Raw genomic sequence first — 1,055 nt, 5'->3', positions numbered from 1 at the left:
TATGATAATTGTACAAGCGAACAAATCATCCAAATCTGACCATTTTTCAAATCGTCCTGTTTCAATTTTTTCAGCCAGGGATTCAATAGTTTTGATTCGAGAAGTAAAAGCATATCCTTTGGCATCGCAAAAATTTAATAATGCTTCTTTTACTCTTTTAGCCACCTCTTTAACAAAAGGCTGATATTGATTGTATTTACGGTCTAGTATAGAAGGATAAATCATACATTATAAGATTGTTCTGAATGAATATCTCCCTTCAACAAAGATTTGACAATTCCAATTCTAATTTTTCTGGGACCTACATCTGTAAAAGAATACTTTACTGCTTTATAGTAATCTAGTGCTTTTTTTTGGTAATTATCTAATTCATATTTAGATTTACTGTGCAATTCTTTATTTTGTACAACCTCTAAAAATTCATAAATTTTTGAACCAGTATTTTTATCTATTTTTAGTGTTCCTTCACGACTTAACTCAGCAACAGCACCAAATAAAGAATAAAAATCAGCCTGATTTTTCAACCTAGATTTAGCTAAATTAACCTCTTTAGATAAATCTAATATTTTTCCTATAGATTCAATAGTATTACGAAATTCGTTTTCTATTTCATCTTTTTCCTCCCATTCACTATCTCGTTCAGTAAAAGCTTTATCAAGATAATCCGGACTATATGACTTTGCATCTTCCTCTAATAATAATAGTAGTTGTGCTACCATTTCGATATCTTTCATTTGTTTTTTAGAAGTGGAATTAAGGTTAGGAAAATTTTTGCTTTTTTTTCCTAAAAAATCAAACATCCAAGTACATAAATCTTCAGCAAGAGTAATAAAATCTCCGCTAAACTTTGCATGACGAAGCTCTTGAGGAGTTAACTTAATAACGTTACGATTAATGCGATCAAAGATATTACCAATAACATCTTCGTCAGCTGATGGTAAGTATTTGATGGCAAATTGATACTTCCAAAATTCTTGTTTATCTTTAATTTCTAAATCTTGAAAGTATTTACCACGAAAGCGCTGAATTTTAGTTTTTTCGTATACTGGAAATTC

The 1,055-nt window shown here is 29.7% G+C and carries 2 protein-coding genes; both read right to left on the bottom strand.

Annotation, left to right across the window (positions count from 1 at the left end):
- Positions 1-225: hypothetical protein (locus F6K23_RS41185; protein WP_293167076.1), on the bottom strand; the 225-nt coding region annotated here is incomplete at its 3' end.
- Positions 222-1,055: DUF262 domain-containing protein (locus F6K23_RS41180; RefSeq protein WP_293167074.1), on the bottom strand; the 834-nt coding region annotated here is incomplete at its 5' end. The genes F6K23_RS41180 and F6K23_RS41185, both read right to left, overlap by 4 nt.

Origin of the sequence: Okeania sp. SIO2C9, assembly GCF_010672455.1 — a bacterium.
Classification (GTDB): domain Bacteria; phylum Cyanobacteriota; class Cyanobacteriia; order Cyanobacteriales; family Microcoleaceae; genus Okeania.
The sequence above is the reverse complement of the archived record's forward strand: the minus strand, read 5'-3'. Positions and strand labels throughout refer to the sequence as shown.